Origin of the sequence: Agromyces sp. Soil535, assembly GCF_001428255.1 — a bacterium.
GTDB lineage: Bacteria > Actinomycetota > Actinomycetes > Actinomycetales > Microbacteriaceae > Agromyces.
The window spans coordinates 160,353-186,871 of record NZ_LMRW01000028.1 but is presented as its reverse complement, the minus strand read 5'-3'; the positions used below and the strand labels follow the sequence as shown (position 1 = coordinate 186,871).

General features: G+C 71.1%; 27 protein-coding genes and 1 tRNA gene. 16 read left to right on the top strand and 12 right to left on the bottom strand.

From position 1 onward, the window contains the following. Positions 1–70: 70 nt before the first annotated feature. The 3 genes from ASG80_RS21570 to mscL are packed head-to-tail and all read left to right on the top strand — an operon-like array spanning position 71 to position 1,535. Complete coding sequence (locus ASG80_RS21570) at positions 71–649, top strand: 5-formyltetrahydrofolate cyclo-ligase (RefSeq protein WP_056734622.1); 579 nt, start codon at positions 71–73, stop codon at positions 647–649. Positions 650–675: 26 nt separating this feature from the next. Next, positions 676–1,059, top strand: coding sequence for an FmdB family zinc ribbon protein (locus tag ASG80_RS21565; protein WP_056734620.1), 384 nt, complete (start codon positions 676–678; stop codon positions 1,057–1,059). Between the two features lie 2 nt (positions 1,060–1,061). Next, on the top strand, positions 1,062–1,535 hold the full coding sequence (gene mscL / locus ASG80_RS21560) for a large conductance mechanosensitive channel protein MscL (RefSeq protein WP_235508438.1): 474 nt from the start codon (positions 1,062–1,064) through the stop codon (positions 1,533–1,535). Positions 1,536–1,755: 220 nt separating this feature from the next. On the opposite strand, the gene ASG80_RS21550 is transcribed toward mscL, so the two are convergent. Beyond that, entirely contained in the window at positions 1,756–5,514 is a 3,759-nt protein-coding gene (locus tag ASG80_RS21550) for an ATP-binding protein (RefSeq protein ID WP_056734615.1), read from the bottom strand. A gap of 95 nt (positions 5,515–5,609) precedes the next feature. On the opposite strand from ASG80_RS21550, the gene ASG80_RS21545 reads away from it, so the two are divergent. From ASG80_RS21545 to ASG80_RS21535, 3 genes are read left to right on the top strand one after another with little or no spacing between them, the layout of a single operon-like run. Beyond that, a complete protein-coding gene (locus ASG80_RS21545) occupies positions 5,610–7,331 on the top strand; it encodes an FAD-dependent oxidoreductase (protein ID WP_056734613.1) in 1,722 nt (573 codons plus the stop codon). Positions 7,332–7,381: 50 nt separating this feature from the next. Then, positions 7,382–7,690, top strand: coding sequence for a rhodanese-like domain-containing protein (locus tag ASG80_RS21540; RefSeq protein ID WP_056734611.1), 309 nt, complete (start codon positions 7,382–7,384; stop codon positions 7,688–7,690). Continuing rightward, positions 7,687–8,001 (top strand): metal-sensitive transcriptional regulator, encoded by a 315-nt coding sequence (locus ASG80_RS21535; protein WP_056734610.1) that lies wholly within the window; start codon positions 7,687–7,689, stop codon positions 7,999–8,001. The genes ASG80_RS21540 and ASG80_RS21535 overlap by 4 nt, the downstream gene beginning before the upstream one ends. 63 nt (positions 8,002–8,064) lie before the next feature. Here the strand turns inward: ASG80_RS21535 and ald are convergent, their stop codons facing one another. Then, entirely contained in the window at positions 8,065–9,165 is a 1,101-nt protein-coding gene (gene ald, locus ASG80_RS21530; protein WP_056734687.1) for an alanine dehydrogenase, read from the bottom strand. 129 nt (positions 9,166–9,294) lie between these two features. Here ald and ASG80_RS21525 point away from each other — a divergent pair, with 129 nt between their 5' ends. Next, positions 9,295–9,849 carry an Lrp/AsnC family transcriptional regulator gene (locus ASG80_RS21525; RefSeq protein WP_235508437.1) on the top strand — a complete coding sequence of 185 codons (555 nt, stop codon included), beginning with the start codon at positions 9,295–9,297 and terminating at the stop codon, positions 9,847–9,849. A gap of 18 nt (positions 9,850–9,867) precedes the next feature. On the opposite strand, the gene ASG80_RS21520 is transcribed toward ASG80_RS21525, so the two are convergent. Continuing rightward, positions 9,868–10,584 (bottom strand): hypothetical protein, encoded by a 717-nt coding sequence (locus tag ASG80_RS21520; RefSeq protein WP_200952653.1) that lies wholly within the window; start codon positions 10,582–10,584, stop codon positions 9,868–9,870. Between the two features lie 56 nt (positions 10,585–10,640). On the opposite strand from ASG80_RS21520, the gene ASG80_RS21515 reads away from it, so the two are divergent. Next, a complete protein-coding gene (locus ASG80_RS21515) occupies positions 10,641–11,135 on the top strand; it encodes a MarR family winged helix-turn-helix transcriptional regulator (protein WP_056734682.1) in 495 nt (164 codons plus the stop codon). 42 nt (positions 11,136–11,177) lie between these two features. Here ASG80_RS21515 and ASG80_RS21510 read toward each other — a convergent pair whose 3' ends face one another. Beyond that, complete coding sequence (locus ASG80_RS21510) at positions 11,178–12,245, bottom strand: ATP-dependent DNA ligase (RefSeq protein ID WP_056734608.1); 1,068 nt, start codon at positions 12,243–12,245, stop codon at positions 11,178–11,180. A 264-nt stretch (positions 12,246–12,509) separates the two neighbouring features. Here ASG80_RS21510 and ASG80_RS21505 point away from each other — a divergent pair, with 264 nt between their 5' ends. Both ASG80_RS21505 and ASG80_RS21500 read left to right on the top strand, forming a co-directional pair. Next, positions 12,510–12,782, top strand: a complete 273-nt coding sequence (locus ASG80_RS21505) for a hypothetical protein (protein WP_056734606.1) — start codon at positions 12,510–12,512, stop codon at positions 12,780–12,782. A gap of 212 nt (positions 12,783–12,994) precedes the next feature. Next, complete coding sequence (locus tag ASG80_RS21500) at positions 12,995–13,678, top strand: TMEM175 family protein (protein WP_056734604.1); 684 nt, start codon at positions 12,995–12,997, stop codon at positions 13,676–13,678. 182 nt (positions 13,679–13,860) lie between these two features. Here the strand turns inward: ASG80_RS21500 and ASG80_RS21495 are convergent, their stop codons facing one another. Together ASG80_RS21495 and ASG80_RS21490 are read right to left on the bottom strand one after the other, a co-directional pair. Beyond that, complete coding sequence (locus ASG80_RS21495; RefSeq protein ID WP_056734602.1) at positions 13,861–14,319, bottom strand: DUF6325 family protein; 459 nt, start codon at positions 14,317–14,319, stop codon at positions 13,861–13,863. 407 nt (positions 14,320–14,726) lie between these two features. After that, positions 14,727–14,798 (bottom strand) — tRNA-Arg (locus ASG80_RS21490). A 94-nt stretch (positions 14,799–14,892) separates the two neighbouring features. On the opposite strand from ASG80_RS21490, the gene ASG80_RS21485 reads away from it, so the two are divergent. Continuing rightward, the gene (locus tag ASG80_RS21485) at positions 14,893–15,930 is read left to right on the top strand and encodes a beta-propeller fold lactonase family protein (RefSeq protein WP_056734600.1); all 1,038 of its coding nucleotides are present in this window, start codon (positions 14,893–14,895) and stop codon (positions 15,928–15,930) included. 263 nt (positions 15,931–16,193) lie between these two features. On the opposite strand, the gene ASG80_RS21480 is transcribed toward ASG80_RS21485, so the two are convergent. The 4 genes from ASG80_RS21480 to ASG80_RS21465 form a co-directional block, all read right to left on the bottom strand. Beyond that, a complete protein-coding gene (locus ASG80_RS21480) occupies positions 16,194–17,114 on the bottom strand; it encodes a CHAP domain-containing protein (protein ID WP_156402008.1) in 921 nt (306 codons plus the stop codon). Positions 17,115–17,248: 134 nt separating this feature from the next. Beyond that, entirely contained in the window at positions 17,249–17,746 is a 498-nt protein-coding gene (locus ASG80_RS21475) for an HNH endonuclease (RefSeq protein ID WP_056734596.1), read from the bottom strand. A gap of 359 nt (positions 17,747–18,105) precedes the next feature. Beyond that, positions 18,106–18,966 carry a C40 family peptidase gene (locus tag ASG80_RS21470; RefSeq protein ID WP_056734595.1) on the bottom strand — a complete coding sequence of 287 codons (861 nt, stop codon included), beginning with the start codon at positions 18,964–18,966 and terminating at the stop codon, positions 18,106–18,108. A gap of 208 nt (positions 18,967–19,174) precedes the next feature. Continuing rightward, complete coding sequence (locus ASG80_RS21465) at positions 19,175–19,867, bottom strand: metal-dependent transcriptional regulator (RefSeq protein ID WP_056734593.1); 693 nt, start codon at positions 19,865–19,867, stop codon at positions 19,175–19,177. A gap of 69 nt (positions 19,868–19,936) precedes the next feature. Between ASG80_RS21465 and serC the strand changes: the two genes are divergently transcribed. Further along, on the top strand, positions 19,937–21,052 hold the full coding sequence (serC, locus tag ASG80_RS21460; RefSeq protein WP_056734591.1) for a phosphoserine transaminase: 1,116 nt from the start codon (positions 19,937–19,939) through the stop codon (positions 21,050–21,052). A 5-nt stretch (positions 21,053–21,057) separates the two neighbouring features. Next, positions 21,058–21,324: a DUF2530 domain-containing protein gene (locus tag ASG80_RS21455; protein WP_056734589.1), complete on the top strand. Its 267-nt coding sequence runs from the start codon at positions 21,058–21,060 to the stop codon at positions 21,322–21,324. Here the strand turns inward: ASG80_RS21455 and ASG80_RS21450 are convergent. Together ASG80_RS21450 and ASG80_RS21445 are read right to left on the bottom strand one after the other, a co-directional pair. Continuing rightward, entirely contained in the window at positions 21,300–22,157 is an 858-nt protein-coding gene (locus tag ASG80_RS21450) for a DUF3027 domain-containing protein (protein ID WP_082590843.1), read from the bottom strand. The two genes, ASG80_RS21455 and ASG80_RS21450, sit on opposite strands and share 25 nt — an antisense overlap. After that, entirely contained in the window at positions 22,150–22,530 is a 381-nt protein-coding gene (locus tag ASG80_RS21445) for a cold-shock protein (RefSeq protein ID WP_056734587.1), read from the bottom strand. Before ASG80_RS21445 ends, ASG80_RS21450 begins: the two co-directional genes overlap by 8 nt. 110 nt (positions 22,531–22,640) lie before the next feature. Between ASG80_RS21445 and ASG80_RS21440 the strand changes: the two genes are divergently transcribed. From ASG80_RS21440 to ASG80_RS21430, 3 genes are all read left to right on the top strand, one after another. Further along, positions 22,641–22,916, top strand: coding sequence for a hypothetical protein (locus tag ASG80_RS21440; RefSeq protein WP_056734585.1), 276 nt, complete (start codon positions 22,641–22,643; stop codon positions 22,914–22,916). Positions 22,917–22,926: 10 nt separating this feature from the next. Further along, positions 22,927–24,792 (top strand): helicase-associated domain-containing protein, encoded by a 1,866-nt coding sequence (locus ASG80_RS21435; protein ID WP_056734584.1) that lies wholly within the window; start codon positions 22,927–22,929, stop codon positions 24,790–24,792. A gap of 66 nt (positions 24,793–24,858) precedes the next feature. Beyond that, positions 24,859–26,502: a DNA repair helicase XPB gene (locus tag ASG80_RS21430; protein ID WP_056734582.1), complete on the top strand. Its 1,644-nt coding sequence runs from the start codon at positions 24,859–24,861 to the stop codon at positions 26,500–26,502. The last annotated feature ends 17 nt before the right edge of the window (positions 26,503–26,519 follow it).

Sequence of the window (26,519 nt, the reverse complement as noted above, 5' to 3'; positions counted from 1 at the left end):
CTCAGCGTAACCGGATGCCGCGGCACCGCGCAGGGCCGACCGGTGCGACGAGCATCCTAGGATGTGTGCCATGCCCGACGATCCGGACGTCCAGAAGCGCGTGCTGCGTGCGGAGTTCCGAGAGCGCAGGCAGAACATGCCGGCGCACGAGCGCGAACACGCGACCGAGGGGTTCACCGCCCGGCTCGAGGAGCTCGTCGGCTCGACCGGCGCCGAGTCGCTCTCGTGCTACCTCTCGATGCCGACCGAGCCCGACACCCGTCCGTTCGTGAACTGGGCGGAGGCCCGTGGCATCCGGGTCCTGTTCCCCATCACCCGCGAGGACGGACTGCTCGACTGGACGGTGGGCGAGGAGGACGTCGAGACACTCGGCCTGCACGGCGTGCCCGAGGCGGCCGGCGAACTCCTCGGGCCGATGGCGATCAACGACGTCGACCTCATCCTGGTGCCGGCCGCTGCGGTGGACCGCACGGGCATGCGACTCGGCTGGGGCCGGGGCTATTTCGACAAGACCCTCGGGTCGATGGAAAGATGTCCACCGGTGTACGCCGTCGTCTTCGACAGCGAGTTCGTCGACGAGGTGCCGCGCGAGGTGCACGACCAGGCCGTGAACGGCGTCGTGACACCCACGCGCATCATCGCGTTCTGAACGGCGCCACGATCCGGAAGAGTCACATGCCCACCTATTCCTACCGCTGCACCGAGTGCGACAACGCATTCGACATCCACCAGGCGTTCACCGACGAGACGCTCACCGTCTGCGACGTGTGCGGCGGCAGGCTGCGCAAGCTCTTCAACACCATCGGAGTGACGTTCAACGGGTCGGGCTTCTACAGCACCGACTCGCGGGCGGGCGGCTCGGGCGGAGGGTCGAATGCCGCGTCCGGCGGCTCCACGTCGGACGGCTCCTCCTCGGGCGGCTCCTCCTCGGGCAGCTCCTCCTCGGGCGGGTCATCCTCCGGCGGGTCATCCTCCGGCGGCTCGACGTCGGGCGGCTCCGGTTCGTCGTCGGGCGGCTCGGGTTCGACCGGACCGGGCTCGTCGGCTAGCGTGGCGTAGGCATGCCGGAGCAGGGCGGACGTCTGGGAGGGATCGTGCTCAAGGGTTTCAAGGAATTCATCCTTCGCGGGAACGTGATCGAGCTCGCGGTCGCCGTCGTGATCGGCGCCGCGTTCACCGCGGTGGTGAACTCCATCGTGAACAACCTGATCAACCCGCTGATCGGCGCGATCTTCCGCGCCGACAGCCTCGACAACGCGCTCGTCCTCGCCATCCCGACGCTCGACGGCCAGTCGGCCGACCTGAGGTTCGGGGCGGTGCTCGGCGCGATCATGACGTTCGCCATCGTGGCCGCCGTCGTCTACTTCGTGTTCGTGCTGCCGATGAACACGCTCAAGGAGAGGACCGAGGCCAAGCGCAAGGCGGGCATACCCGACGAAGACGAGCCCGAGACCGAGCTGACGCTCTTGTCGGAGATCCGCGACCTGCTCGCGGAACGCAGCGGCGCAGGCGTGGGCGGCAAGCACTTCGAGTAGGACTCGGGCGCGTTGCGTCGGACTCACCAGTGCGGCGGTCGCTCCCGGGTGATGCGATCGTCGTCGGGGCTGGGCCGTCCGCGCTTCGGCTTCGCGCCGTCCTGCGGCTCCGCAGCCGCCGGCTGCTCGGGCGACGGATCCGATCCCGGAGCGGGCGTCAGGCGGGCGCGTCGCGACTTCCCGCCGGCCCGTTCGACGCGCTGCCTGCGTTCCTCGCCCATCAGCCGGCCGCGGCATCCGTGGGTCGTGCTTCGGGCTTGCCGAGCAGGGTGGCGACGCGCGTGACGACCGCCTCGGGGTTGCCGAACAGCTCGAAGCTGTGCACGCGGAGGTAGTGCCAGCCGAGCCGCCGCAGCACGTCGGGCCGGAGACGCAGCGACTCGCGCAGGCTGAGCCCGGCGAACGCCTCGTCGGTCTCGACGACCACGGCCTTGCCCGCGTGCGCGGCAGCGAGCGCGAGCCGGCCGCGATGGCCGACGCTGACCCGGATGCCGCGGCGAGCGAGCCGTGCCGCGAGGTCGCCGAGCATCGATGGGCCGGGCTCTCCGTCCTCGTCGGCTGCGGCACGCTCCTCGGTCTGGCTGAGGATGTTCGCGAGCGCGAGCACGCCGTGCGACTGCCGCTCCTCGTCGATGTCCTCGGGACGGAACGCGGACACGAGGTCCATCGAGCGGCGAGCGCGCGTCATGCCCACGGCGAGGAGCCGGTCTCCGCCGGGCTGGCCGAGCGACCCGAAGTTCGAGAGCAGCCGCCCGTGCGGGGTGCGTCCGTAGCCGACGGAGAAGATGACGCGATCGCGGCTCTGCGCCACCGCCTGCTCGAGGGTGAGCACCGTGAACGGCTCGGCACGGTCCTTGAGGATGAAGTCCGAGAGGTCGGTGCGCTTCGCGAACGCGGCGAGCACCGCCTGGTGCACGCGCGCCGCGTGCTTCGCGCTCGCGGTGATCACCATGAGCGACTCGCGCGGGCGCTTGACCGCGTGTTCCATCACGAGCTCGACGACCTTCGCCACCTCGGAGTCGATGCTCTCGACCGTGCCGGTGACCGCGTCGGGCAAGCCGTTGCCGCGCACGTAGTGCAGGCCGAGGCTGCCGTGGCCGAGGAAGCTGCCGGCCCACGGCAACGACGCGATGCGACCCGCGTAGAACCGTCGGTTCACGAGCTCGGCGAGGTCCTCGCCGCCCGCGCGGTAGCTGCGCGTGAGGGTGAGCGTGGGGAGCAGCTCGCCGAGGCGGGCGAGCGCCGAGTCGGCATGCAGGGCGTCGACACCGTGCTCGGTGGCCCGGTCGGGGTCGGGCTCGGCATCGTCGATGCCCGTCTCGAAGAGCGTCGGCGTCTGCGTCACGGGGTCGCCGAACGCGACGACCTGTCGCGCGCGCCGGATCGCGCCGAGGTTCTCGGCGATGGTCGTCGACCCCGCATCCACGAGCAGGACGGCGTCGAACGCGATCCCGTCGTCGATCCCCGGCACCTCGTACGGTGAGGCGAGCCACACCGGGGCGAGGGCACGGAAGAGGTGCGGCGTGTCCGCGTGCAGCGCGGCCGGCCGCACACGATCGCCGCGCAGCATCCGCTTGAGTCGCTCGGCCTCCTCGGGGTGGTCGACCAAGGCGACCTTCCAGTTCTCGGCGAGGTGCCACGCGAGCTGGGGACCGGCGGCCGACGCGTGAGCCTCGTCGACGAGGCGGAAGTCCCCCTCGAGCCGGTCGAGCACGGTGGTGTTCGCACCGAGGAGGGCCTTGTCGCTCGCGAGCATCGCCTCGAGTACCGACTGCCACCAGGCGAGCTCGAGCTCGGCGGCGACGGCCCGCTCGGGCACGTGGCGCTTCGCCAGGTCGAGCAGGAGCGGGTCGAGGCCGAGGTCGCGCAGGCGGGACAGCACGGCCGTGCGCTCCTGCAGGTTGGTGAGCACCTCCGACTCGGCGGCGAGTCCGGCGAGGTTCGAGATGAGCTCACGTATGGGGCGCGCGGCGAGCTGGCGCGGCGTGCCGACGACCCCGAGCGGCCCGTCGAGGGCGGCGAGGTCGGCCGCAACCGTGCGAAAGGCGACGTGGACGTCGTCGATGCCCACGGGAACTCCCGGGATCGCACCGGCGTCCGAGTACCGCTGCCAGAGCGTGCGCTGCTGCTGGATGCCGCGGAGCGCGGCGTTGAGGTCGGTGACGTGCACCCCGGGGCGCACGTACTCGAGTGCGAGCCGGCGCAGGCGCCGCCGGTTCGAGCCCGACATGGGTGAGTCGCGACGCGCGGACATCGCGGCGATGAGCTCGCCGAGCGGCCGGTCGAACACGGAGGGCTGGAACCGGTCGAGCGTCTCGCGGACGTCGAGGAGCAGCCGGAGGAACACGCCGAGCTCGGCGACCGACTCGAACGGGCGGAGGCGAGTCTGCGCGATCAGGGCTCGACCGCGTTCGAGCAGGCGCGGCAGCTCCGTGTCGCTCAGCCGCTTGGCGAGCTCGTGGGCGTGCGCGGCCTCTTCGGACGAGGTGAACGACGCGCCGTACCAGGGCGAGTCGCCGGGGCCGTAGCGGAACTCGCCGAGCTCGGCCGCCCGGGCGAGGTCGCGCGCGACGCGGTCGCGCCCCTCGGCGAGTGTCACGAGCGAGGCGTGGCCGAGCCGCGCCGTCGTCGACGGTGCGTCTCCGAGCAGCGCGAGACGTGCGAGCTCGCCGAGCGCGTCGAGCACCGAGACGTGCAGTTCGGGGTCGCGCCGCGTGAGCGCCGACCGGTAGTCGATCAGCACCTTGCGCAGGCGCACCAGGGCGTCGTCGACGTCGGCGATCCGCGACTGCTCGGCCTTCTCGTTCCGTGAGATCGACATGATGAGCTCACGCCGGAGCCCGGCCGTCGTCACGGCCGCGCCGCCGAGTCCGACCTGGCCGAGCCGATGCGCGATCCCGTCGAGGCTCGCCCGGCGCGCGCCGACCACGAGCACGCGCTTGTCCTTCGCGACGAGCGCGCCGATCGCGTTCACGATCGTCTGCGTTCCGCCCGTGCCCGGCAGGGTCTTCACGACGAGCGACGAGCCCGACTCGATCTCTGCGACGACCTGCTCCTGCTCGGGGTCGGCGTCCAGGAGCAGGGTGTCGGTGGAGGGCGGCCGCTCGTCCTGCGCGACCGGGCGGGCGCGTTCGCCCTGTTGCGCGATCGCCGCCCGAGCGGCCTTGTTGCCTGCGATCGCGTCGATGAGCGGGTGGTCGAGGCGGCGCACGTCGGCCGCCATGGCCGGGCCGACCTCTGCGAACGACGAGACCACGAGGCGTGGGGCCACGTGGAACCAGGGCAGGTGCGACGTGAGCCCGCGCAGCCGGTCGATCACGGGCTGCGGCTTGAAGACTCCGTTCGTGATGGCGAGCGCGACGAAGGCGTCGGCGTCGAGCGTGATCTGGAACTGCTCGCGCAGCTCGCGCGCGAGGGCGGGGTTGAGGAACGGCTGGCCCTTCAGCTTCAGCTCGAAGTCGCGGCCGTAGCGGCGGATCGCGAGGGGCCTGAGCAACACCGGCGCGAGGTACTCCTCGCCGGCGTTCCGCCACGAGGCGAGGCCGATCGCGAGGTGCACGGACTCGATGCCGCGCACCGAGCGCAGCTCGATGCCCTTCTGCGTGATCTCGGAGGCCGCGAGCCGTGCATTGCGCAGCGCGAGTTCGTCGCGGATCAGGCTCGAGAGCAGCGTCGACTTGCCCGTGATGAACTGCGGCAGCCCGCCCGGATGCGTCGTCGAGAGCTCGATGCGGGTGCGCGGGGTGTCGACGAATCGCACGAGCGGCGAGCGGCCGCCGACCTCGGCGAGCTCGCCCTGCCAGCGGCGCCACGCGGGCTCGGCGACGTTCCCGGCGACGAGTTCTGGGTCGCCGAGGCTGAGGCCGTCGGGGCTCGTGATGTCCTGTCGCATGGGGTCCGGGGTGAGTTGCTCGGCTGCGGCATCCGTATCGGAACCGAAGAGGTCCTCCTCGTCATGATTCCGATCGAGCCGCCACACACGGACACCATACGTGGGTTCGTGCGGAATCACGGGAGCATCGCCGCGTTCGACCGGGTTTCGATACCCCCGGGGTATTGTGCTACGGTCGTCGAATGCTCCACCGCGCCGCCTCCCCCTCGACCGCCCCGCCCGTGACCGTGATCGTCGGCGGCGTCGCCGGCGGCATGTCCGCCGCCACCCGGCTGCGCCGGCTGGACGAGGACCGCGAGATCATCGTGTTCGAGCGCAGCGGGGCGGTATCGTTCGCGAACTGCGGACTGCCGTACCACGTGTCGGGCGACATCGCCGACCGGGCAGCGCTCGAGCTGCAGGACCCGACGCGGCTCGCGGCCCGGTTCCGCATCGACGCGCGGGTGCGCAGCGAGGTCGTGGCGATCGACCGCGCCGCGAAGCGGCTCACGGTGCGGCCCACCGACAGCGCCGACGAGTACCAAGTGAGCTACGACGAGCTCGTGCTCGCCCCTGGCGCTGCGCCGCGCCTGCCCAGCCACGTCGCACCGGATGCCCCGGTGCACCCGCTGCGCACGCTCGACGACCTCGACGACCTCATGGGCGCGGCGACGAGGCTCTCCGACGGCGCACCCGTCGTCGTGATCGGCGGCGGCTACATCGGCCTGGAGCTCGCCGACAACCTGCGCCGACTCGGTTTCGCGACGACGATCGTGCAGCGCGGCACACGCCTGCTCGGCGCCCTCGACCCCGAGATGGCGGCGCCGCTCGCCGACCACGTCGCGGCGCAGGGCGTGGACGTTCGCCTCGGGCGCTCGGTCGAGCGCGTGTTCCGCGACGGCGTGCTGCTCGACGACGGCAGCCGGCTCGACGCGCAGCTGGTCATCGCCGCGATGGGCGTCGAGCCCGAGTCCCGGCTCGCGCGCGACGCCGGCCTGGAGCTCGGACCGTCGGGCGGCATCGCCGTCGACGAGCTGCATCGCACGAGCGACCCCGCGATCTTCGCGGTCGGCGACGTCGCCGAGCAGCGCGACGCGATCGACGGCGGCTCCCGGCTCGTGCCGCTGGCCGGACTCGCCAACCGGCACGGCCGTGCCGTCGCCGACACGATCGCCGGGCGCCCCGTCGCCTCGGTCCCGGCGCTCGGCACCGCGATCATCGACGTCCTCGGCCTCACGGCGGCGTCGACCGGCTGGTCCGAGGAGCGCGCCGCAGCCCGCGGACGCGCGGTGCGCGTCATCCACACGCATCCGCTCTCCCACGCCGGCTACTATCCCGGCGCCGCGCCGATGTCGCTGAAGCTCGTGGTCGACGCGGCATCCGACCGAATCCTCGGCGCGCAGGCGGTGGGCACCGACGGCGTCGACAAGCGCATCGACGTGATCGCGACCGCCATGGCCGCCGGCCTCACGGCTTCGGCGCTCGCGGACCTCGAGCTCGCGTACGCCCCGCAGTACGGCTCGGCCAAGGACCCGGTGAACCTGCTCGGGTACGTCGACCGCAACCTCGCCGCCGGAGAAGACCGCACCATCCAGTGGCACGAGCTCGACGACGCGATCGCCGCAGGCGCCGTCCTGCTGGACGTGCGCGCCGAGGGCCAGCTCGCCGAGGGCACGATCCCCGGCGCCACGTGGATCCCGGTCGAGGACCTGCGCGCCCGCCACCACGAGTTCGCCGGACGCCGGGTCGTCGTGCACTGCCGGGTCGGCCAGGGCGCGCACACCGCAGCGCGATTGCTCTCCGGGCTGGGCCACGACGTCGTGAACCTCGACGGCGGCTACCTCACCTGGCGGGCGGGCGAACGCGCCCGCACGATCGAACGCGAGGCCACGGATGCCGCGGTGCGCGACATCCGCGCCGCCTGAGCGAACCACCGAACCGCGACCCCGCAACCCACGCCTACCGAAGGAGCCCCATGCAGACCATCAGCCCTGCCGAGGTGCACGGCACCTCCGACGCCCACATCCTCGACGTGCGCGAGCCAGACGAGGTCGCGCAGGCCCGCATCGACGGAGCCCAGCACATTCCGCTGGGCTCCCTCGTCGAACGGCTCGGCGAGGTGCCGCGCGACCGCACCGTCTACGTCATGTGCCACGTCGGAGGCCGCAGCGCGCAGGCCACGCAGTACCTCGAGGCGAACGGCGTGGCCGCGGTGAACATCGACGGCGGCATCGTCGGGTGGTACCGCGCCGGCCTGCCCCTCACGGCGGGCGGCGACGCGTGAGCGCGGCAGCCGCGGCGGCATCCGCCGGCGCCGACCGCCGTGTGCTCAACCGACTCAAGCGCGCCCGTGGACAGCTCAACGCCGTGATCGAGGCGGTCGAGTCGGGCGGCGACTGCCGCACCGTGGTCACGCAGCTCGCCGCCGTGTCGAGCGCGCTCGACAAGGCCGGCTTCGCGATCATCTCGGGCGCGATGCGCGACTGCCTCGCCGAGCCCGCGGCTACTTCCGCCGAGGCATCCGGCCAGCGAGGGACGCCCAGGGAGCGCCTCAGCATCGACGAGCTCGAGAAGCTGTTCCTCACACTCTCCTGACGCGTGAGGCGCCGGCCGGGTTCCCCCGTGCCGGCGCCTCGACGCGTCAGTGCAGCGAGCCGGTCAGTGCGCCGCCTGCAGCTGCAGCCCGTGTGCGCGGGCGACGCCCTCGTTCACCAGGCGACCGCCGGTGGCGTTGAGGCCCAGCGCGAGCGCCTGGTCGCCGGCGAGGGCGGCCTCCCAGCCGAGGTCGGCGATCTTCAGCGCGTAGGGCAGCGTGGCGTTCGTGAGCGCCGGGGTCGAGGTGGCGGGCACGGCACCGGGCATGTTCGCGACGCAGTAGAAGATCGTGTCGTGCACCCGGAACGTCGGCTGGGCGTGCGTGGTCGGGCGCGAGCCCTCGAAGCATCCGCCCTGGTCGATGGCGATGTCGACCAGCACGGCGCCCGGCTTCATGGCGGCGACCATCTCATCGGTCACGACCTTCGGTGCGGCCGCCCCCGGCACGAGCACCGCGCCCACGACGAGGTCGGCGTCCTTGAGCTGACGCGCGATCTCGTACGGCGACGACGCGAGCGTCTTGATGCGGTGGTCGTAGCGCGCGTCGAGCTCGCGGAGCTTCGGCAGCGAGATGTCCATGACGGTGACGTCGGCGCCGAGGCCGAGCGCGGTGGCCGCCGCCTGCTCACCGGCGACGCCGCCTCCGATCACGACGACCTTGGCGGGAGCGGTACCGGGCACGCCCGCGAGGAGCACGCCGCGGCCGCCCTTCGACGCGTGCAGCTCGGCGGCGCCGACCTGCGGCGCGAGCCGCCCCGCGACCTCGCTCATCGGGGTGAGCAGGGGCAGCGAGCGGTCGGGCAGTTGCACGGTCTCGTAGGCGATGGCCGTGACGCCCGAGTCGAGGATGGCACGCGTGAGCGGCAGGTCGGCCGCGAGGTGCAGGTAGGTGAAGAGCGTGAGGTCCTCCCGCAGGAATCCGTACTCCGAGGCGATCGGCTCCTTGACCTTCATGACGAGGTCGGCCGACCACGCCTCGGCGGCCGTCTCGACGATCGAGGCCCCCGCGGCGAGGTACTCCGCGTCGTGGTAGCCCGCGCCGAGACCTGCGCCGGCCTGGATGGCCACCTCGTGGCCGCGCTGCGCGAGAGCGTGCACGCCCGCGGGCGTCATCGCGACGCGGAATTCGTTGTTCTTGATCTCTGCAGGCACGCCGATGCGCATGGTGTCTCCGAATGCTGTGTGGATGATTGCCTCCATGCTCGCCGCTTATTCGCCACTCCGAAAGAGGTTCCGCACAACATTCGGTAGGATGGCGTGATTCGTCGCATTCATTCGAGGGAGGCGCATTCCATGGCCGATACGCCGCATTTCAGCGAGGCGAATGCTGCGGCATCCGCGCCCGGAACGGCAGGCCTGCCCGCCGCGGCATCCGGGCCGATGGCCCTCGACGCGATCGATCGGCAGATCATCGCGCTCCTGCACGAGAACGCCCGCATCCCCAACGTCGACCTCGCCAGGGCCGTCGGTGTCTCCCCGTCGACCTGCCTCGCCCGGGTGCGCTCGCTCCGGGAGCGCGGCGTCATCACCCGCTACACCGCTGAGATCAACCCGCTCGCGCTCGGCTTCACGCTGCAGGCACTCGTCAGCGTGCGCATCCGGCCGGGGGCACGTCACCTCATGGAGCAGATCTCCGACGAGCTGCGCACCCAGCCAGAGGTGGCCCAGCTCTTCTTCCTGGGCGGCTCGGAGGACTTCCTGATCCACGTGCGCGTGCGCGACAGCGAGCACGTGCGGCAGTTCGTGCTGAAGAACCTCTCGGCGAACCCTGCCGTCGCGCTCACCGAGACGAACCTCGTGTTCGAGCACCACACGGCGCTGTCGGCGGGACTGCGCACGGTGCTCTGATCCAGGGCGAACGCTCCGCTACGCGCCGTTTCGCCGGTTCGCGGCCGCACGGGAGACCGGCAGCAGGAACCCGGCCGCGATGAGCCAGATGCCGCCCCCGAATCGCCCGACGGGAAGCAGGACCACCAACGGCTCGATCACCATCGACAGGTAGGCGAGCTCCGAGAGCGCCGCGATCACCAGCCCTGTCCACGCGAGCCAGCGCGGCATGAGGCCCAAGATGAGCGCCGGCACGGCGATGCCGGCGACGAGCAGGCCCATGCCGACGACGTATCCCACGCCGCCCGTCACGAAGGCGAGGAATGCGAGCGCGTGCGTGAGCACGGCGTCGACGGTCACCTCCGGTCGGCTGAGCACCCAGATGACGAGCGAAGAGGCCATCAGCATGACCGACGCGAGGATGCCGCCGAACAAGCCGATGGCGGGGCCGGGAACGCGGATGCCGAGACGGAGCTGCCGGGCGTAGACCGTCGCCGCGAAGATGCCGAGCGGGACGGCCGAACCGAACTGAAGGAGCGCGACGACCCGGACGACGTCGGATGCCCCGGAGAACCGGGCGACCACGTCGTCCGTCGGCGCGAACGGCGAGCCGAGCACGGCGCCGCCCGAGGCGACGACGCCGACGACGATGCCGCCGACGGTGAGGGCGAAGGCGACGAGCGCGAGGACACCGGGGTTCGGTCCGCCGGAGCGGGTGCCTCGCGACACGCCGGTTGTGGTCTCAATTTCATTCATATCATGTATGATTCTCCCTGTGAACGAATTTGTCAACGGGCGATAGGGTGGAATCCGTGAGCGCTCAGCGACCCGGGCCCCCACCGCGGACGGGCTTCCTGCTGTCCCAGCTGGGCACCTACAGCACCTCCCGATTCGCCGAGCTCGTTCGCCCCCTCGGGCTCACACCCGCCGCCGCCGGCGTGCTCCGACTGATCGCACGCAGCCCCGGGCTCAGCCAGCGGGAGCTCGCCGATCGGCTCGGTGCGGTGCCGAGCCGGGTGGTCGTGCTCGTCGACGCGCTCGAACGCGCGGGCCTCGTCGTGCGCGAACGCCGACCCGACGACCGGCGCAACTACCGACTGCAGCCCACGGACGATGGCCGCGCGGCCATGCGCGAGCTGCGAGAGGCCGCCGAGCGGCAGACCGCCGACATCGTCGCACCGCTCGATGAATCGGAACGAGCACAGCTCGCGGCGCTGCTCGCGAAGCTCGCCGAGGCACACCGCCTCGACGCCGACGTGCACACGGGATACGCGCAGGACGCGTCGACCGACCAGTCGGACTCCTGAGCCGCGAGCGGGCGAACCGGGCTGTCGCCCTCACCGGGCCGATCAGCCGCGAAGGGGCAGGATCTCCGACAGGTCGAGGTCCGACGGCGACTCGAGCTGGTCGTACGTGCAGCTCTGGGGCGTGCGATCGGTGCGCCACCTCCGGAACTGCGCGGTGTGGCGGAACCGGTCGCCCTCCATGTGGTCGTACGCGACCTCCACGACGAGCTCGGGGCGCAGCGGCACGAACGAGAGGTTCTTGCCGGCGTTCCACCGGCTCACGGCCCCCGGCATGCGGGTCGACTCCTGTGCCTGTTGGTCGGCCCACTCGCCCCACGGATGCTGCGACAGGTCGTCCGCGACGAGCGGCTCGAGCTCGGCGACGAGGCTCGCCCGTCGGGCCATGGGGAACGACGCGGCGACGCCGACGTGGTGCAGGCGGCCGTCGTCGTCGTAGAGGCCGAGGAGCAGCGAACCCACGATCCCGCCCGACTTGTGCCAGCGGAAGCCCGCGACGACGCAGTCGGCCGTGCGCTCGTGCTTGATCTTGAACATCGTGCGCTTGTCGGGCTGGTAGGTGCCGTCGAGCGGCTTCGCCACGACCCCGTCGAGGCCCGCGCCCTCGAACCTGGTGAACCAGTCGCGCGCCACGGCGAGGTCTGCGGTCGCCGGGGTGACGAACACGGGGTCCGCTACACCGGCGAGCGCCTCGACGAGCCCTCGCCGTCGATCCGAGAACGGCTCCCCCATCAGGTCGTCGTCGCCGATGGCGAGCAGGTCGAAGGCAACGAACGACACGGGCGTGCGCTCGGCGAGCATCCGCACGCGGCTGTCGGCGGGGTGGATGCGCTGCTGGAGTGCATCGAAGTCCAGGCGCCCATCGGTCGTGAGGATGATCTCGCCGTCGACCACGCAGCGCGGCGGGAGGTGCTGCCGCAGGGCCTCGACGAGCTCGGGGAAGTACCGCGTCATCGGGCGCTCGTTGCGGCTGCCGAGCTCGATCTCGTCGCCGTCCTTGAAGACGATGGTGCGGAAGCCGTCCCACTTCGGTTCGACGTGGCCGACGTCGGGGATCTCCTTCACGGATTTCGCGAGCATGGGCGCGAGGGGCGGCATCACCGGGAGGTCCATCCGTCCATCTTGCTGCGCATCGGGCGAGAACGCAGCCCCGAAATGCAGACGGAGGCCGCCGGCGCCGAGATAGCACCGGCGCGCAAGCGGATCAATCCCTGTCTTCCTCGTGCCTGCCCGCGTAGTGTCGATGACGGTCGACCCCGATGACGTGGTCGGCCTTGACCGAGGGAGTGCACCGATGACCGATCCCGGCCGTATCGATCCGAACGCGGCGAACGAACGCGACCCCGAAACCGCTGGGACGAAGGAGGAGCCGGCCCAATGAGCTCTCTCGTCGACGGACCGGCCAACGACGACCGCCCGAGACCCGGCAGCGGCCTCCCGCCCATCGGCATCTGGTGGCCGATGCTCGAGCGGCCGCTGCAGCGCGAGGTGCTCGAGGACCTCGACGCACCCCTCCGCGCGTACGTCGTTCGGCGTATCTACGACCTTTGCGAGGTCGATGGCGAGCCCAACCCCCGCGGCGGAGTGCGGCTCGGCACCAACGAGCGGGCGTACATCGCCGGCTGGATGCACGCGGTCGACTGGAACTGACTGGTCGGATGCCGCGGACTGCAGGCGCGGCATCCGATCTTGGTGATCGATCCCGGCAGTCAGGCTCCATTGCTCGCGTGCCGCCAGAGCGTATCCGATTCCGGGATGCCGCGACCACCGCGACCCCGGGGCCGCGGTCGACCCGCGGTGCGGTGCGGTGCGCTCGGCGAGTCGGATGCCGCGGCGGCAGGTCGGCGGGCCACACTCCTGTCGTGGGGACTCGATCGACAGGCACCGCCAGCCACTACGAGCGCGACACCGTGGAGTTCGCGCGCGGCGTCGCATTCTTCGACGCGGTGTACGCCTTCGCGCTCACCCTGCTCGTCGTCAATATCGATCCGCCACCGGCCGACGACTGGACGAGCCTTGGCGCGCTGTTCGGCAGCGGGCTGGAATGGCAGCTCCTGGGCTTCGCCATCAGCTTCGCCGTGATCGCCGTCTTCTGGCGGGTGAACCATCGCATCGTGGCGCAGTTCCGGGCGCTCAGCCCTGGCACGATCGTGGCGAACCTGGTGGCGACCGCGTTCATCGTCCTGATCCCGTTCTCGACGCAGGGCATCAGCGACGCCGCGACCGCCGACGAACCCCTCGCGATCGCGGTGTACGCCGTGAACATCAGCTGCGTCGTGCTCGCGCAGATCGCCATGTTCTACGTCGCGCGCCACGACGGCGTGCTGGCCCTCCCACTCCCGCGCCGCGCCGACAGGGTCAGACTGCTCGATACGCTCACCACGCCAGTGATCTTCCTCGCCTCGATCCCGATCGCGTACGCGTTCGGCGCAGACGCAGGCCGCTACACCTGGGCGCTGCTCATCGTCCTCGGTCCGCTGAGCGGCCGACTGGCGTCGCGCCGAATCGCGCGGATCGTTGCCGAGGAGGAATCCGCCCGGCAGTGACGCCGCCGAACCTCGCGTGGCGCTAGATCCGACGGCGACGGCCGGGAGTGACTGCCGCGGCGACGACCGCGGTCTTCGCGACGGGCGACGGCCCGGGGGTGACCGCGGCAGTCACGACCGCCGCCTTCGCCACCGGCGCGCCTACCACGCCGACCCGTCCGACCCGTCCTGGCCTCAGCATCTCAGTCTCCGACCTTCTCGAGTTCCTCATCAGCCTCGATCGAGGCGATGATCGCTTGCATGGGAATGCGCCCGTTGGCGATGAGCTGTCCGCCTGCTCGCCGGGCCGCGGCCGCGAATGGTGCAGCCCAGAGGTTCTCATAGACGAGCACGCCTGCGACGCTCCCTGGGTCCATCGCCGCCGCGAGGTTCACGACGTCCTCCTCGGCCAGCAGTTCGGCGAGGTCGGCCTCCAGGCGCTCGAGCGGCCCGAGGTCCTCGAGGTCGGAGAGCTCCATCGCCTCGATCGTCCCGTCCTCCGCTTTCGTCAGGATGAGCATGTCGATGAGCCGGATGGTGCCGGCGTCGACGAGTCTGACCAGTTCTTCGGCCATCTCGCCCGTGAAGTTGGATTTCCCCGCGGGGAACTCCACGATCACGAAGTCGACCGGCCCCAATTCGTCGAGTGAAGCATCCGTCATGACGCATCCGTCCGTCGGTCCCAGTCCCCACCGACCGGGAATCGTGCCCACGCTACGCCCGACCCGGGCATGCCGACAGACCCCAGTACTGGTCATCACGCTGAACGACGACCTCTGGTGCGCAGCGCGCAGGCACCTTCGTCGGTGAAGCATGTGTGCGCACCTGCAACTCTGAGGTTGCTTTTCCTTTGAGCCAATGCAACTCTTCGGCCGCGAACTTCGCTACCGGGTGCTCGGGTCCCAGCTCAGCGAGACCGCGCGACGCCTGGACCGCATCGGCGCCGAGTGGGAGCCGCCTGGCCGCGATCAAGCGGATCGTGGAGAAGCTGTAGCCCGGTTGCCCACGCCCGGCCCGCGCCAACCGGCGGGCCGCCGTCAGGACGCGTGCTCATCGGCCGAACCGACGGTGCCCCTGGAGGGACTCGAACCCCCAACCCTTTCCTTAGGACGGAACTGCTCTTCCATTGAGCTACAGAGGCTGACCGCATGAGTCTACCGGCTCACGGTAGCGTGAATCTTCGGTGTCGATGGGCACTGCGATGAGCGCGGCAAGGCCGCGGAGACGAGGCGGCAGTGGGTTCTACGAGCGGCACGACGAGGTTCTGGGTCGGAGCGTCGACGACGGGCGCGCTCGGCTCGCCGGCCCGCGGCATCCGACCGCTCGACGTCGCAGCCGACGGCACCGCGACGCTCGGAGAACCGGTCGACGTCGGGCCGAACCCGATGTACCTCGCAGTCTCGCCCGCAACGGGCATGCTCGGCATCGTGCACGAGCAGGCCGACGGCCTCGTCTCGACGTGGACCATCGAGGATGACGTGGTGAGCGCATTCGGAGCGCCGGCCCGAACCGGCGCCGGCGACCCGTGCCATCTCGTCTTCGATGAGACCGGCGGGTGGATCTTCGTCGCGAACTACTCGGGCAGCCGCCTCTCGGCGCACCCGGTGGCTTCGGACTCGTCGACCGCACTCACGGCCGACTTCGACGGCTCCGGCCCTGATCGCCACCGGCAGGAGGCGTCGCACCCGCACCAGGCCGTGATCGACGTCGCCCGCGACCGCCTGCTCGTGCCCGACCTCGGGGCCGACCGGATCCGGGTCCTGAGCCTCGCGGGACTCCCCGCAGAGCTCGCCCATGACGGTGCCGACGACATCGCGCTGCACGCCGGCGCCGGACCACGCCATCTCGTCGTCTCGGGCGACCTCGCGATCGTCGCGAACGAGCTCGACCGCACGGCGAGCATCGTCGACCTCACTGCGGGCCTCGAACTCGCCCCGTTCCCCGTCGACGCCTCGGTCGAGGCGCGCGGCCTCGGGCTCTCCGCCATCCGGCTCACGCGCGACGGCATCGTGCTCATCGGCGACCGCGACGCCGACGCGCTCGTCGCCCTCCGGTTCGACGCCGACGCACGCACACTCGAGCACGTCGCCTCGGTGCCGACCGGCGGGCGGCATCCGCGCGACCTGCACGTCACGCACGACGAGCGGTTCGCGCTCGTGGCCGACCAGGGCTCCGACTCGATCGCGGTCATCGCGCTCGATGGCGGCGTGCCGACCGAGGTCCTTGCGACGCTCGAGACACCGGCGCCGGCGTGCCTTGCGCGGATGCCATAACGACACGGTCGGCGGCTGCGGGTGGAGCGCTGCTCAGTTGTAACCGAGGACGACGATCGCGGAGGTCGTCGGCGCAAGCTCGTCGACGAACCCGATCTCTTCGAGTCGTGCCTCGTCCAAGGGGTGCGTCATCGCGGTCACCTGCTCCTTTGTGGAATGGGGTCCCACGTTACCGGCAGGGCGGCGACGGGGTCACTGTCCGACTCGTCCAACAATGCATGCAGAAGTCGCCACGCTGTCGACAACGACCGGCACAGCCCCCATCAGACGGGCGGGTAGAGGTACAGCGCCGACCCCGCCGGAATGGTCCGCACGTGGTACGAGTGGTCGCTGTTCTGGTTGTACTCCTCGATCGTGACGGTCCCGTCGGCATTCACCGCCTGCACGTACGCGACGTGGTTGTAGGGGAACCATGCGACCGACCCCACGATCGGCGTGTCGCTCGTGGCGCGACCGCGGGCCACCCATTCGTCGGCCCACGAATAGGCGCTCCCCGACGCGAGGTTCGACCAGTCCCACTTCCACGGCGCTGAAGTGACCCCGGCGTCACGGTTCAGGCGCCAGGCGACGAAGTCGACGCACTCGCGGAAGTAGTAGCGGAGCGGCGAGAGGCCGCCGCCGTAGTCGTCGGGGGTCTCGTTCCACCACGGGTAGTCGTCGCCCTCGGCCTGCTGGGCTGGAATGTAGTAGGCGCCGTCGCTGCTGCCCGGCAGCGAGGCGGCCTCGGCCTCCTCAGCGGCGCGGTCGATCTCCTCCTTGGTCGTCACGGCGAACGCGTCGCTCGAGAGCGGTGCGCCGCTCGCGAGGGCCGAGACGTCGACGTCCTGCGCCTCGGCGACCGAGAGACTGAAGACGCCGGATGCCTCGAAGCCGCCGCCGCCCGGCATCAACGCGTAGGCGGGCAGGGCGACCGTGCCGACGATCGCGGGCACCACGAGCACGGTGGCGAAGACACGAGCAGGGCCGTTGCGCCGCGTGCGGTGCGGCGCGGTCACGACGGCCCGGGCGCCATCGCCCGATGGCGCGCGGCGTGCAGGTGCGACCGGCACGGATGCCGCGGCATCCGCTCGATCGGAGCGCGTTCGGCGCTTCGGCTTCGAGGAGGGTCGACGGGAACGGCCGCGGTCGGCCTCGCGCCGTTCCGAGCGTGTGAGCTCGTGGACGCCGTTCTCGTCACCGTGCAACAGCTGAACCTCCGGACCCCGTCGGAGGCCGCAGTGCAGCCCGGAACGGGTTGGCTTCATTGGTCGTCGCGGAGGTCGGGCCCTCCGGACTCGTTCCACCATAGGGCACGCCCGCGGCGCTTGTCACGAACCGGTCAGGCCGCCATCGCGAGGTACTCGTCCCACTGGGGCAAGGGCCGCTCGAATCCGCGGACGATCCAGCTGCGCCCCTGGGGCATCCGGGGTGTGAACCGCAGCTCCCAGCCCATCTCGGCCGGCGTGTGGTCGCCCTTGGTGTTGTTGCAACGCAGGCAGCACGCCACCAGGTTCTCCCAGGTGTCGCGGCCGCCGCGCGAACGGGGCAGCACATGGTCGATCGTGGCCGCAGAACGGGCGCAGTACGCGCACCGGTGCTCGTCGCGCCGCAGGACCCCACGACGGCTCACGGGCACCACGTGCACGCGCGGTGTTCGCACGTAACGGGTGAGCACGATGACGCTGGGGCGTTCCCACGAGCCGCTCGCGGCGCACACCGGATTGCCCTCCTCGTGGAGGATCACGGTGGCCTTCTGGTTCATGACGAGCAGCAGGGCGCGTTTGAACGAGACGACGGCGAGGGGCTCATATCCGGCGTTGAGCACGAGTGTGCGCATGGAGTGCCTTTCGATCGGTGCTGGATGGCTTCCAGCCGCGTGAACGGATCGACGCGCCGAGCGCACGACGGCAGACCGGCGGGGAGGACGCAGCCGAGCTCGCACGACCCCGGAAACGAGGAACGGGCACCGTCATGATGACGGTGCCCGTTGGCGCGTTCGCGCGGATCATGCTCTGCTGACTACTGCGCCGTTGGTGGAATTGCGCGCGCGCACCCGTGGAATGGGTGCTGCGCGTCTCGGCCATCGGCTTCCCCTGCCCGGTTCTCGGATCGTCAGGCTACAAGGCTAAGGCAAGAATGGCGCACCGGATGCCTCCGGCGCGCCATTCTTGCGTCGCGTTACGCGATGTTCACAAATCAGATGCCGATGCGCACGATGTAGTAGTCGCTCGTCCAGATCGGCTGGACCCGCACGGATGCCCCTTCATACGGCGCGTGCAGGATCATGCCGCTGCCGGCGTAGAACCCGTCGTGGCCGTCCATGATGACGAGATCCCCGGGCACGGCGTCGGCCTCGGAGATGACGGTGCCCATGGCGCCCTGCCCCGAGGACGAGTGGGGCATGCTGACGCCGAACTGGGCGTAGACGTACATGACGAAGCCCGAACAGTCGAAGCCGGCGGGGGTCGCACCGCCGTAGACGTATGGAACGCCGATGTATTGCGTCGCGACGTTGTAGACGCTCGCGAGGTCGAAGTTCGGGTACGGCGGGTTCGCGAGCAAGTCGCTGACCGACGGGCCGCTGTACGAGGCGGCGTACGAGGCCATCTGCGCTTCGGCGGCCTGGCGGGCGGCTTCGGCGGCCGCGGCGGCCGCGGCGGCCTCGGCTGCGGCGCGGATCTCCTCGCCGGTCGTCGCCGAGAACGCGTCCTTCGTGACCGGGGCGGCGATGACGTCGTCGGTCACCTCGACCGACTGGGCCTGTGCCTTGGTGAGCTTGGTCTCGGCCGAGGTGCCGAACTGCGGGCCCTCGCTGCCGGGCGCGAACGCGTAGGCGGGGATCGCCAGCGTGCCGACGAGGCCGGCCGCCATTGTCATCACGACGACGTTCGCGAGCCCGCCGCGCCTGAGGCGGCGCGTGGACGGGAGCGGTGCCGCTGAGACCTTCGCGGCGAGGTCGGTGGATCGGGTTGCCGGGGCCTTCGGGGCGACGATCGCCTTCGAGGCGACCCTTCGGCCGGTATTCCTGGTGGGACGCTGCCGGGAGAGTCGAGCCAAAACGAATACCTCCGCCGCCCACGACCGGTGATGTCGTCCCACCTGATGCGCGCGCGGGCGCTTCACGGGTTCCGGATCGAGCGGTGGGCACCGGGGGGGAATCTCGATCCTGTTCCACCGACTGGCTTCGTGCCGGCGGACTCGATCGAGGATACGCGAGGGCAGGCCGAATGTCACATTCTGATCACGGTGTGGCCGTGATCAGGGATTATTCGGCGACGAAGATGTGGCCTGCGACCTCGCTCGGCAGCTCGAGGCCGCCATCGACGCCCTCGACCTCGACGAGCACGTAGGCGCCGGAGTGGCTGAACACGGCGGTCGCGCCGGGCACGACGCCGGCCTGCTTCAGCTGCCCGAGCAGCTCGGGATCGAACTGCACGGGCTCGCCGAGGCGGCGGACCACGCCGCGCACCGGCTCGTCGCTCTCGGACACGGCGTCGAGCACGCGCACGACGCCCGCCATGAACGGGTCGGCCGGCGGCAGGCCGAGCTCCTCGAGCCCGGGGATCGGGTTGCCGTACGGCGATTCACGCGGTTGGCCCAGCAGCTCGATGAGCCGGCGTTCGACCTGCTCGCTCATCACATGCTCCCAACGGCATGCCTCGTCGTGCACGTACTCCCAGTCGAGCCCGATGATGTCGGCGAGGAGCCGCTCGGCCAGCCGGTGCTTGCGCATGACGTGCACGGCCTTGCTGCGACCGGCGGGGGTGAGCTCGAGGTGGCGGTCGCCCGACACGACGACCAGTCCGTCGCGCTCCATGCGCGCGATGGTCTGCGAGACCGTGGGCCCGGAGTGGCCGAGACGTTCGGAGATGCGGGCGCGCAGCGGCACGATGTTCTCCTCCTCGAGGTCGAGGATCGTGCGGAGGTACATCTCCGTCGTGTCGATGAGATCGGTCACCAGAAGCCCTCCCTGTCGAAGCCCGTCATCAAGCCTAGCGGCCACCGGCCCCTCGCTAGACTCGGTCGCATGCCGAGCCTCGTGATCCCCAGCGACCTCCTGCCCGCCGACGGACGTTTCGGCTGCGGCCCGTCGAAGGTCCGGCCCGAGCAGCTCGCCCATCTCGAGGCCGAGGGACCGCGACTCCTCGGCACCTCGCACCGTCAGGCTCCCGTGAAGGACCTCGTCGGCCGCGTGCGCACCGGGCTCGCCGAGCTGTTCGCGCTGCCCGAGGGCTATGAGGTCGTGCTCGGCAACGGCGGATCCACCGCGTTCTGGGATGCCGCGGCATCCGGCCTCATCGACCGGCGCGCGCAGCTGTGCTCGTTCGGCGAGTTCGGGGCCAAGTTCGCCAAGGCGGCCGGCGCGCCGTGGCTCGAAGCGCCCGACGTGCGCGCGGCCGAGGCGGGAACACGGTCGAACCCCGAGCCGGTCGAGGGCGTCGACGTGTACGCGTGGCCGCACAACGAGACGTCGACGGGCGTCATGGCGCCCGTGCGCCGGGTCGCGGGCGACGCGGGCGCGCTCACCGTCATCGACGCGACGAGCGCGGCGGGCGGCGCCGCCGTCGACCCGTCCGAGTTCGACGTCTACTACTTCGCGCCGCAGAAGAACTTCGCCTCCGACGGCGGCATCTGGTTCGCGCTCTTCTCTCCGGTCGCGATCGAGCGCGTCGAGCGCCTCGCCGAGGGCGACCGGTACATCCCCGAATTCCTCTCGCTGAAGAACGCCCTCGACAACTCGCGCCTGAACCAGACCCTCAACACGCCGGCGCTCGCGACGCTGCTGCTCATCGAGAGCCAGCTCGAGTGGATGAACGGATCGGGCGGCCTCGCCTGGGCCGACGCACGCACCCGCGAGTCCTCGTCGGTGCTGTACGACTGGGCCGAGCGCACTGCGGTGGCCACGCCCTTCGTCGCGGATCCGGCCGACCGCTCGCAGGTCGTCGTGACGATCGACTTCGACGCGTCGACGGATGCCGCGCGCATCGCGTCGATCCTGCGCGAGAACGGCATCGTCGACACCGAGCCGTACCGCAAGCTCGGACGCAACCAGCTGCGGGTCGCGACCTTCACGGCGATCGAGCCCGACGATGTGCGTGCGCTCACCGCCTCGATCGACTACGTGCTCGAGCGGATGGACTGAGCCGCGTGCGACTCTGGCTGAGCGATTCGGAGCGTCGCCCCGATCCGGAGCCCGCCCGGGCCGACGCTCGCAAGGCCGTGCTGGTCGGCACGGCGGCGTGGCTCGTCGCGCTCGTCGTGACGCTCGTCTTCCGCACGCAGCTCGAGGAGGTCGGGCTCGGCTGGCTCGTCTGGGCGGCGCTCACCGGCGTCGTGCTCGGCGTCATCGGCCTCGTGGTGGTGCAGCTGATCCGGCGCCGGATCGCCCGTCAGGGAGTCGGCTCGGCGGACTGATCGTCGGGCGAGTCGGCTGCGTCGTCCCGCTCGTCGTCGGAGTCGTCCTCGTCGGCGTCGTCCTCGTCGGCGTCGTCGGAGTCGTCCTCGTCGGCGTCGTCCTCGTCGGCGTCGTCGGCGTCGTCCTCGTCGGCGTCGTCCTCGTCGGCGTCGTCCTCGGCGTCGTCCTCGTCGTCGTCGTCGGCCGAGTCGTCGAGTGCGTCGATGTCGATCCCGTCGAACTCGTCGTCGCCGTCGTCGTGGCCGAACGCGGCATCCAGCTCCGCGTCGTCGTCGAGGTCGGCGTCGAGATCATCGTCGTCGTCGAGATCGTCTTCGTCCCCGTCGAGGTCGTCATCGGCGACGCCGTCACCCTCGCCGTCGAGGTCTGCGTCGTCGTCACCGCGTGCACCCTCATCGTCGCCCTCGCCCGCCGCGGCCGCCGCGGCGGCCGCCGCTTCCTGCGCCGCACGGTAATCGGCGAGACGCTCCGACCACGGGATCCACTCGGGCGCGAGGAGCGCGGCGTCCCCGGGCATCAGCTCGGTCTCGAGCACGGTCGGCTCGCCGTCGTCGACGCGGGCGATCGTGACGCTCCAGCGCCAGCCCGGGTATCCGGCGAGATCGGCGGCGAACAGCAGGGTGAGCACGTGCTCGTCCTCGACGAGGTGCCCCACGACCGACCCGACCGACTCGGCGGGCGTGACTTGGAGGAGCGCCTTGCGCGCGAGGTCGACAGAGTCGAGCAGCACCGCGTCAGCCTCGAAGACGGGCGCGGGGGCATCCGTCGATCCGGCCGTCTCGGCGGCCTCCGCCGGCTCGACCGTCTCGACCTGCTCGGAACGCTCAGACATCCAGATCGTCAGCCACCTTGCGCAGCACCGCGACCACCGTGCGCGCCTTGGACCTGTCGGGGTAACGACCGCGCCGCAGGTCGGCGCCGATGCCGTCGAGCACCTTCACGACGTCCTCGACGATGATCGCCATGTCGTCGGCGGGCTTGCGGTTGATCTTGGCGAGGCTGACGGGTGCCTCGAGCACGCGCACGGAGAGGGCCTGGGCGCCGCGCTTGCCCTGCGCCACGCCGAACTCGAGACGGGTGCCCGCACGCACGGTCGCGCCGGCGGGAAGAGCGGACGCGTGGAGGAAGACCTCCTGGCCGTCATCGGAGCTGATGAAGCCGAATCCCTTCTCCTCGTCGTAGAACTTGACCTTGCCGGTGGGCATCGTGTGAACCTCGCTCGCATGTATCGGGACAGGCCGAATCGGGCGCCCGTCCACGGTCCAGTCTAGGAGTCCGCGAGACCTGCGTCGGCCCGCTGCCCTATTCTGGTGAGGTGAGCGACTCAGGCCCCATCACCCAGCACCGTGCCGAGCGCGTCCTCGCCTACATGTTCGTCGGCATCGTGGCAATCTCGATCCTCGCCTTCGTCGCGGTCATGATCGGCACCTTGGCCGGCGCCGGCGCGAACGACGGATTCAGTCAGGGCATCTGGCCGGCCGTCCTCACGCTGCCGCTGTTCGGGTTGCCGATCGCGTTCCTCCTGCTCATCGCGCTGCTCATCGTGAGCGGCGTGCGCCGCGCCCGCGCGGGCCGGGCCGGGTCGAGCTGACCGGCGGCCGATGCTCGAGCTCGCTGCACGACTCCGCGGGCTGCCGCGACAGGAACTCGCGTCGGCATTGCAGTCGCGCGAGTTCGACGCCGGCGGCGTGCGCGACCTCTTCGACCTCGCCGAGGTGCTCCTCGCACCCGACTCCCTCGACTACGCCCTGACCCGGCTCGACCGACGCCACCTCGCGGTGCTCACGACCGCGTCATCGGTCGCCGACGAGCACGGCGACGCCCTGGTCGTCACCGTGCATGCCGAACTCGTGCAGCTCGGGGCCTCCGCCGAGTTGTCGGATGCCGCGCCGGCACTGCTCGACGAACTGGCCGGGGCCCTGCTCGTGATGCGAACCGACAACCGCGTGCACGTGCCCACCGCCGTGACGGCGCGCATCGCCGTGCACACGCCACGCGACATCCCGCCCGTCGACGAGCTCGCGGCACCCGCCCCTCCCGTGCTCGTGGGCGTCGACGACGTCGACCGGAGCCTCCTCGAGAGACACGCGGCCGAGACCGCATACGCCACCGTGGCGGCGACCGCCGAACTGCTCGCCGAACTCGGCACCCAGCCCGCCCGTGAGCTCGCCAAGGGCGGGCTCGCCCTTCCCGACTCGAAGCGGCTCGCCGAGTCGAGCGGCGCCGCGCTCGAAGCGCTCCCGCGCCTGTTCCACCGCGCCGACGAGGCCGGACTGGTCGTGCGCGACGGGGCGTTCTGGCTCGAATCCGACCTCGGCGCCGAGTGGACGCAGCAGAGTGCCGCCGCGCGCTGGCGCCGGCTCGCGCAGTGCTGGCGCGATCGGATCCCGACGCCGCTGCGCGAGCTCGTGGCGCGCCGAAGCGAGACCCTCACCGCCACCGACCTCCGCGACGACGTCCGCTGGTTCTACCCGGCGGGCGGGCGATGGATCGACGAGGCGCTCGACCGGCTCGTCGACGACGCCGAGTCGCTCGGGCTCGCCGTTGCCGGCGAGCCGATCGAGGCCGGCCGGCTCGTGCTCGCCGGCGACATCGACCGAGCGGCCCGCACGCTCGCGGCCCACTTCCCGGCCCAGGTCGACAAGGTGTACGTGCAGCACGACCTCTCGATCGTGTCCCCCGGGCCGCTCGAGCCGGGGCTCGACGCCCGACTGCGCGGGTTCGCCGACGTCGAGGGCCGCGACCTCGCCTCGACGTACCGAGTGAGCGCGGCATCCGTGAACCGCGGGCTCGCGGCCGGCGAGTCGTCGGAATCGATCCTCGAGTTCCTCGGCCGACTCTCGCTCACCGGCATCCCGCAGCCGCTCGCCTACCTCGTCGCGGAGGCCGCAGCCCGATTCGGCTCGGTGCGGGTGGCGGCCGCCGACGAGGGGGACGCGCCGGCGCGGGCCGCGATCCGCTCGGACGACGAGCAGCTCGTGCGCACCCTCGCCGTCGACCAGTCGCTCGCCTCGATCGGGCTCCGGCAGACCGGACCTCACCGCCTCCTGTCGCGGTTCATGCCCGATGTCGTGTTCTGGGCGCTGTCGGACGCGAAGTACCCCGTCGCCGCCGAGGACGCGAACGGCGACATCATCCGGTTGCGGCGGCACCGGCTGGCACCCGCACCGCCCCCGCCGCCGAAGACCGACCCGATCGCGGCCCTGCTCGACCGCGTGCTCGCGACCGGCGACGAGGGCGCGACCGAGCAGGCCTGGCTCGCACGTCAGCTCGAGGCCGCCGCACGCGCGAAAGAGACCCTGACCGTCACGGTGCGGATGCCGGGCGGGCAGACGGCCGATTACCTGCTCGCGCCCGCGAGCGTCGCGAACGGCCGCCTGCGCGCCCGCGACCGCAAGGCGGACATCGAGCGCACCCTGCCGCTGTCGGCGATCGCCGCGGTGTCGCCAGCGCCCACGAACGTCTGACGACGCGAAGGCCCGGAAATGGCCTTCGCCTCCAAGGTCCAGCGCGCGGGCGTAGACTCGAACGCTATGTCAGACGGCCCCCTCATCGTGCAGAGCGACCGCACCGTGCTTCTCGAGGTCGCGCATCCGCTCGCAGAGGACGCGCGGCACGACCTCGCGGTCTTCGCCGAACTCGAGCGCGCACCCGAGCACGTGCACACCTACCGCATCACCCGGCTCGGACTCTGGAACGCCAGGGCGGCCGGTCATGACGCGGAGGACATGCTCGGGACGCTCGAGCGCTACGCGAAGTTCCCGGTGCCGCAGACCGTGGCCGTGGACATGCGCGAGACCGTCGCCCGGTACGGTCGCCTCATCGTCGACCGCACCGATGACGGTGCGCTCCGGCTCCACTCGTCCGACATCGCGGTGCTCACCGAGGTGGCCGGCGCGAAGCGCATCTCGCCGCTGCTGACCGAACGCATCGACGACCAGAGCTTCCTCGTGGCGGCATGGGCGCGGGGCGCCCTCAAGCAGGAGCTCGTGAAGCTCGGCTGGCCGGCCGAGGACCTCGCCGGGTACACGCCGGGCACGCCTCATCCGATCGACCTCGACCAGGCCGACTGGCACCTGCGCGACTACCAGCAGAAGGCCGTCGACAACTTCTTCGACGGCGGATCGGGTGTCGTCGTGCTGCCGTGCGGCGCCGGCAAGACGCTCGTCGGCGCAGGGGCGATGGCGACGGCGAAGACCACGACCCTCATCCTCGTGACCAACACCGTCTCGGCCAGGCAGTGGCGCGATGAGCTGCTGCGGCGCACGAGCCTCACGGCCGAGGAGATCGGCGAGTACTCCGGCCAGGTCAAGCAGGTGAGGCCCGTCACGATCGCGACGTACCAGATCCTCACCGCGAAGCGGAAGGGCGAGTACGCCCACCTCGCCCTGCTCGACGCCCTCGACTGGGGCCTCGTGGTCTACGACGAGGTGCATCTGCTGCCCGCGCCCGTGTTCAAGCTCACGGCCGAGCTCCAGGCCCGCCGCCGCCTCGGCCTCACGGCGACCCTCGTGCGCGAGGACGGCCGCGAGGGCGACGTGTTCTCCCTCATCGGCCCCAAGCGCTTCGACGCACCCTGGAAGGAGATCGAGGCGCAGGGCTTCATCTCCCCCGCGGCGTGCTTCGAGGTGCGCATCGACCTGCCCCAGTCCGAGCGGCTCACGTATGCGGCATCCGCCGACGACGAACGCTACCGCCTCGCCGCGACCGCACCCGCGAAGCTCGGGGTGGTGAAAGAGCTCGTGGCCAAGCACGCCGGCGAGCGGATCCTCGTGATCGGCCAGTACCTCGACCAGATCGACGAGCTCGCCGACGCGCTCGGCGCACCCCAGCTCACCGGCGCGACGCCCGTCGACGAGCGGGAGCGGCTCTACCAGGAGTTCCGCGAAGGCAGGACCCCAGTGCTCGTGGTGTCGAAGGTCGCGAACTTCTCGGTGGACCTGCCCGAGGCGACCGTCGCGATCCAGGTGTCGGGCTCGTTCGGCTCGCGGCAGGAGGAGGCGCAGCGCCTCGGACGCCTCCTGCGCCCCAAGGAGTCGGGCCTCTCGGCGAACTTCTACACGCTCGTCGCGCGCGACACCGTCGATCAGGACTTCGCCCAGAACCGCCAGCGCTTCCTCGCCGAGCAGGGCTACAGCTACACGATCCTCGACGCGCACGCCCTCGAAGCCGCCTGACACTCGTACCCGGCGAT

Excerpts from the sequence above, each read along its gene's own strand:
- ASG80_RS21525 (WP_235508437.1), top strand. The coding sequence starts at position 9,295 with ATGGCCGATACGCCGCATTTCAGCGAGGCGAATGCTGCGGCATCCGCG.
- ASG80_RS21475 (WP_056734596.1), bottom strand. The coding sequence starts at position 17,746 with ATGCGCACACTCGTGCTCAACGCCGGATATGAGCCCCTCGCCGTCGTC.
- ASG80_RS21505 (WP_056734606.1), top strand. The coding sequence starts at position 12,510 with ATGAGCTCTCTCGTCGACGGACCGGCCAACGACGACCGCCCGAGACCC.
- ASG80_RS21430 (WP_056734582.1), top strand. The coding sequence starts at position 24,859 with ATGTCAGACGGCCCCCTCATCGTGCAGAGCGACCGCACCGTGCTTCTC.
- ASG80_RS21510 (WP_056734608.1), bottom strand. The coding sequence starts at position 12,245 with ATGGACCTCCCGGTGATGCCGCCCCTCGCGCCCATGCTCGCGAAATCC.
- ASG80_RS21435 (WP_056734584.1), top strand. The coding sequence starts at position 22,927 with ATGCTCGAGCTCGCTGCACGACTCCGCGGGCTGCCGCGACAGGAACTC.
- ASG80_RS21445 (WP_056734587.1), bottom strand. The coding sequence starts at position 22,530 with ATGCCCACCGGCAAGGTCAAGTTCTACGACGAGGAGAAGGGATTCGGC.
- ASG80_RS21450 (WP_082590843.1), bottom strand. The coding sequence starts at position 22,157 with ATGTCTGAGCGTTCCGAGCAGGTCGAGACGGTCGAGCCGGCGGAGGCC.
- ASG80_RS21565 (WP_056734620.1), top strand. The coding sequence starts at position 676 with ATGCCCACCTATTCCTACCGCTGCACCGAGTGCGACAACGCATTCGAC.
- mscL (WP_235508438.1), top strand. The coding sequence starts at position 1,062 with ATGCCGGAGCAGGGCGGACGTCTGGGAGGGATCGTGCTCAAGGGTTTC.
- ASG80_RS21540 (WP_056734611.1), top strand. The coding sequence starts at position 7,382 with ATGCAGACCATCAGCCCTGCCGAGGTGCACGGCACCTCCGACGCCCAC.
- ASG80_RS21570 (WP_056734622.1), top strand. The coding sequence starts at position 71 with ATGCCCGACGATCCGGACGTCCAGAAGCGCGTGCTGCGTGCGGAGTTC.
- serC (WP_056734591.1), top strand. The coding sequence starts at position 19,937 with ATGCCGAGCCTCGTGATCCCCAGCGACCTCCTGCCCGCCGACGGACGT.
- ASG80_RS21520 (WP_200952653.1), bottom strand. The coding sequence starts at position 10,584 with ATGAATGAAATTGAGACCACAACCGGCGTGTCGCGAGGCACCCGCTCC.
- ald (WP_056734687.1), bottom strand. The coding sequence starts at position 9,165 with ATGCGCATCGGCGTGCCTGCAGAGATCAAGAACAACGAATTCCGCGTC.
- ASG80_RS21545 (WP_056734613.1), top strand. The coding sequence starts at position 5,610 with ATGCTCCACCGCGCCGCCTCCCCCTCGACCGCCCCGCCCGTGACCGTG.
- ASG80_RS21495 (WP_056734602.1), bottom strand. The coding sequence starts at position 14,319 with ATGACGGATGCTTCACTCGACGAATTGGGGCCGGTCGACTTCGTGATC.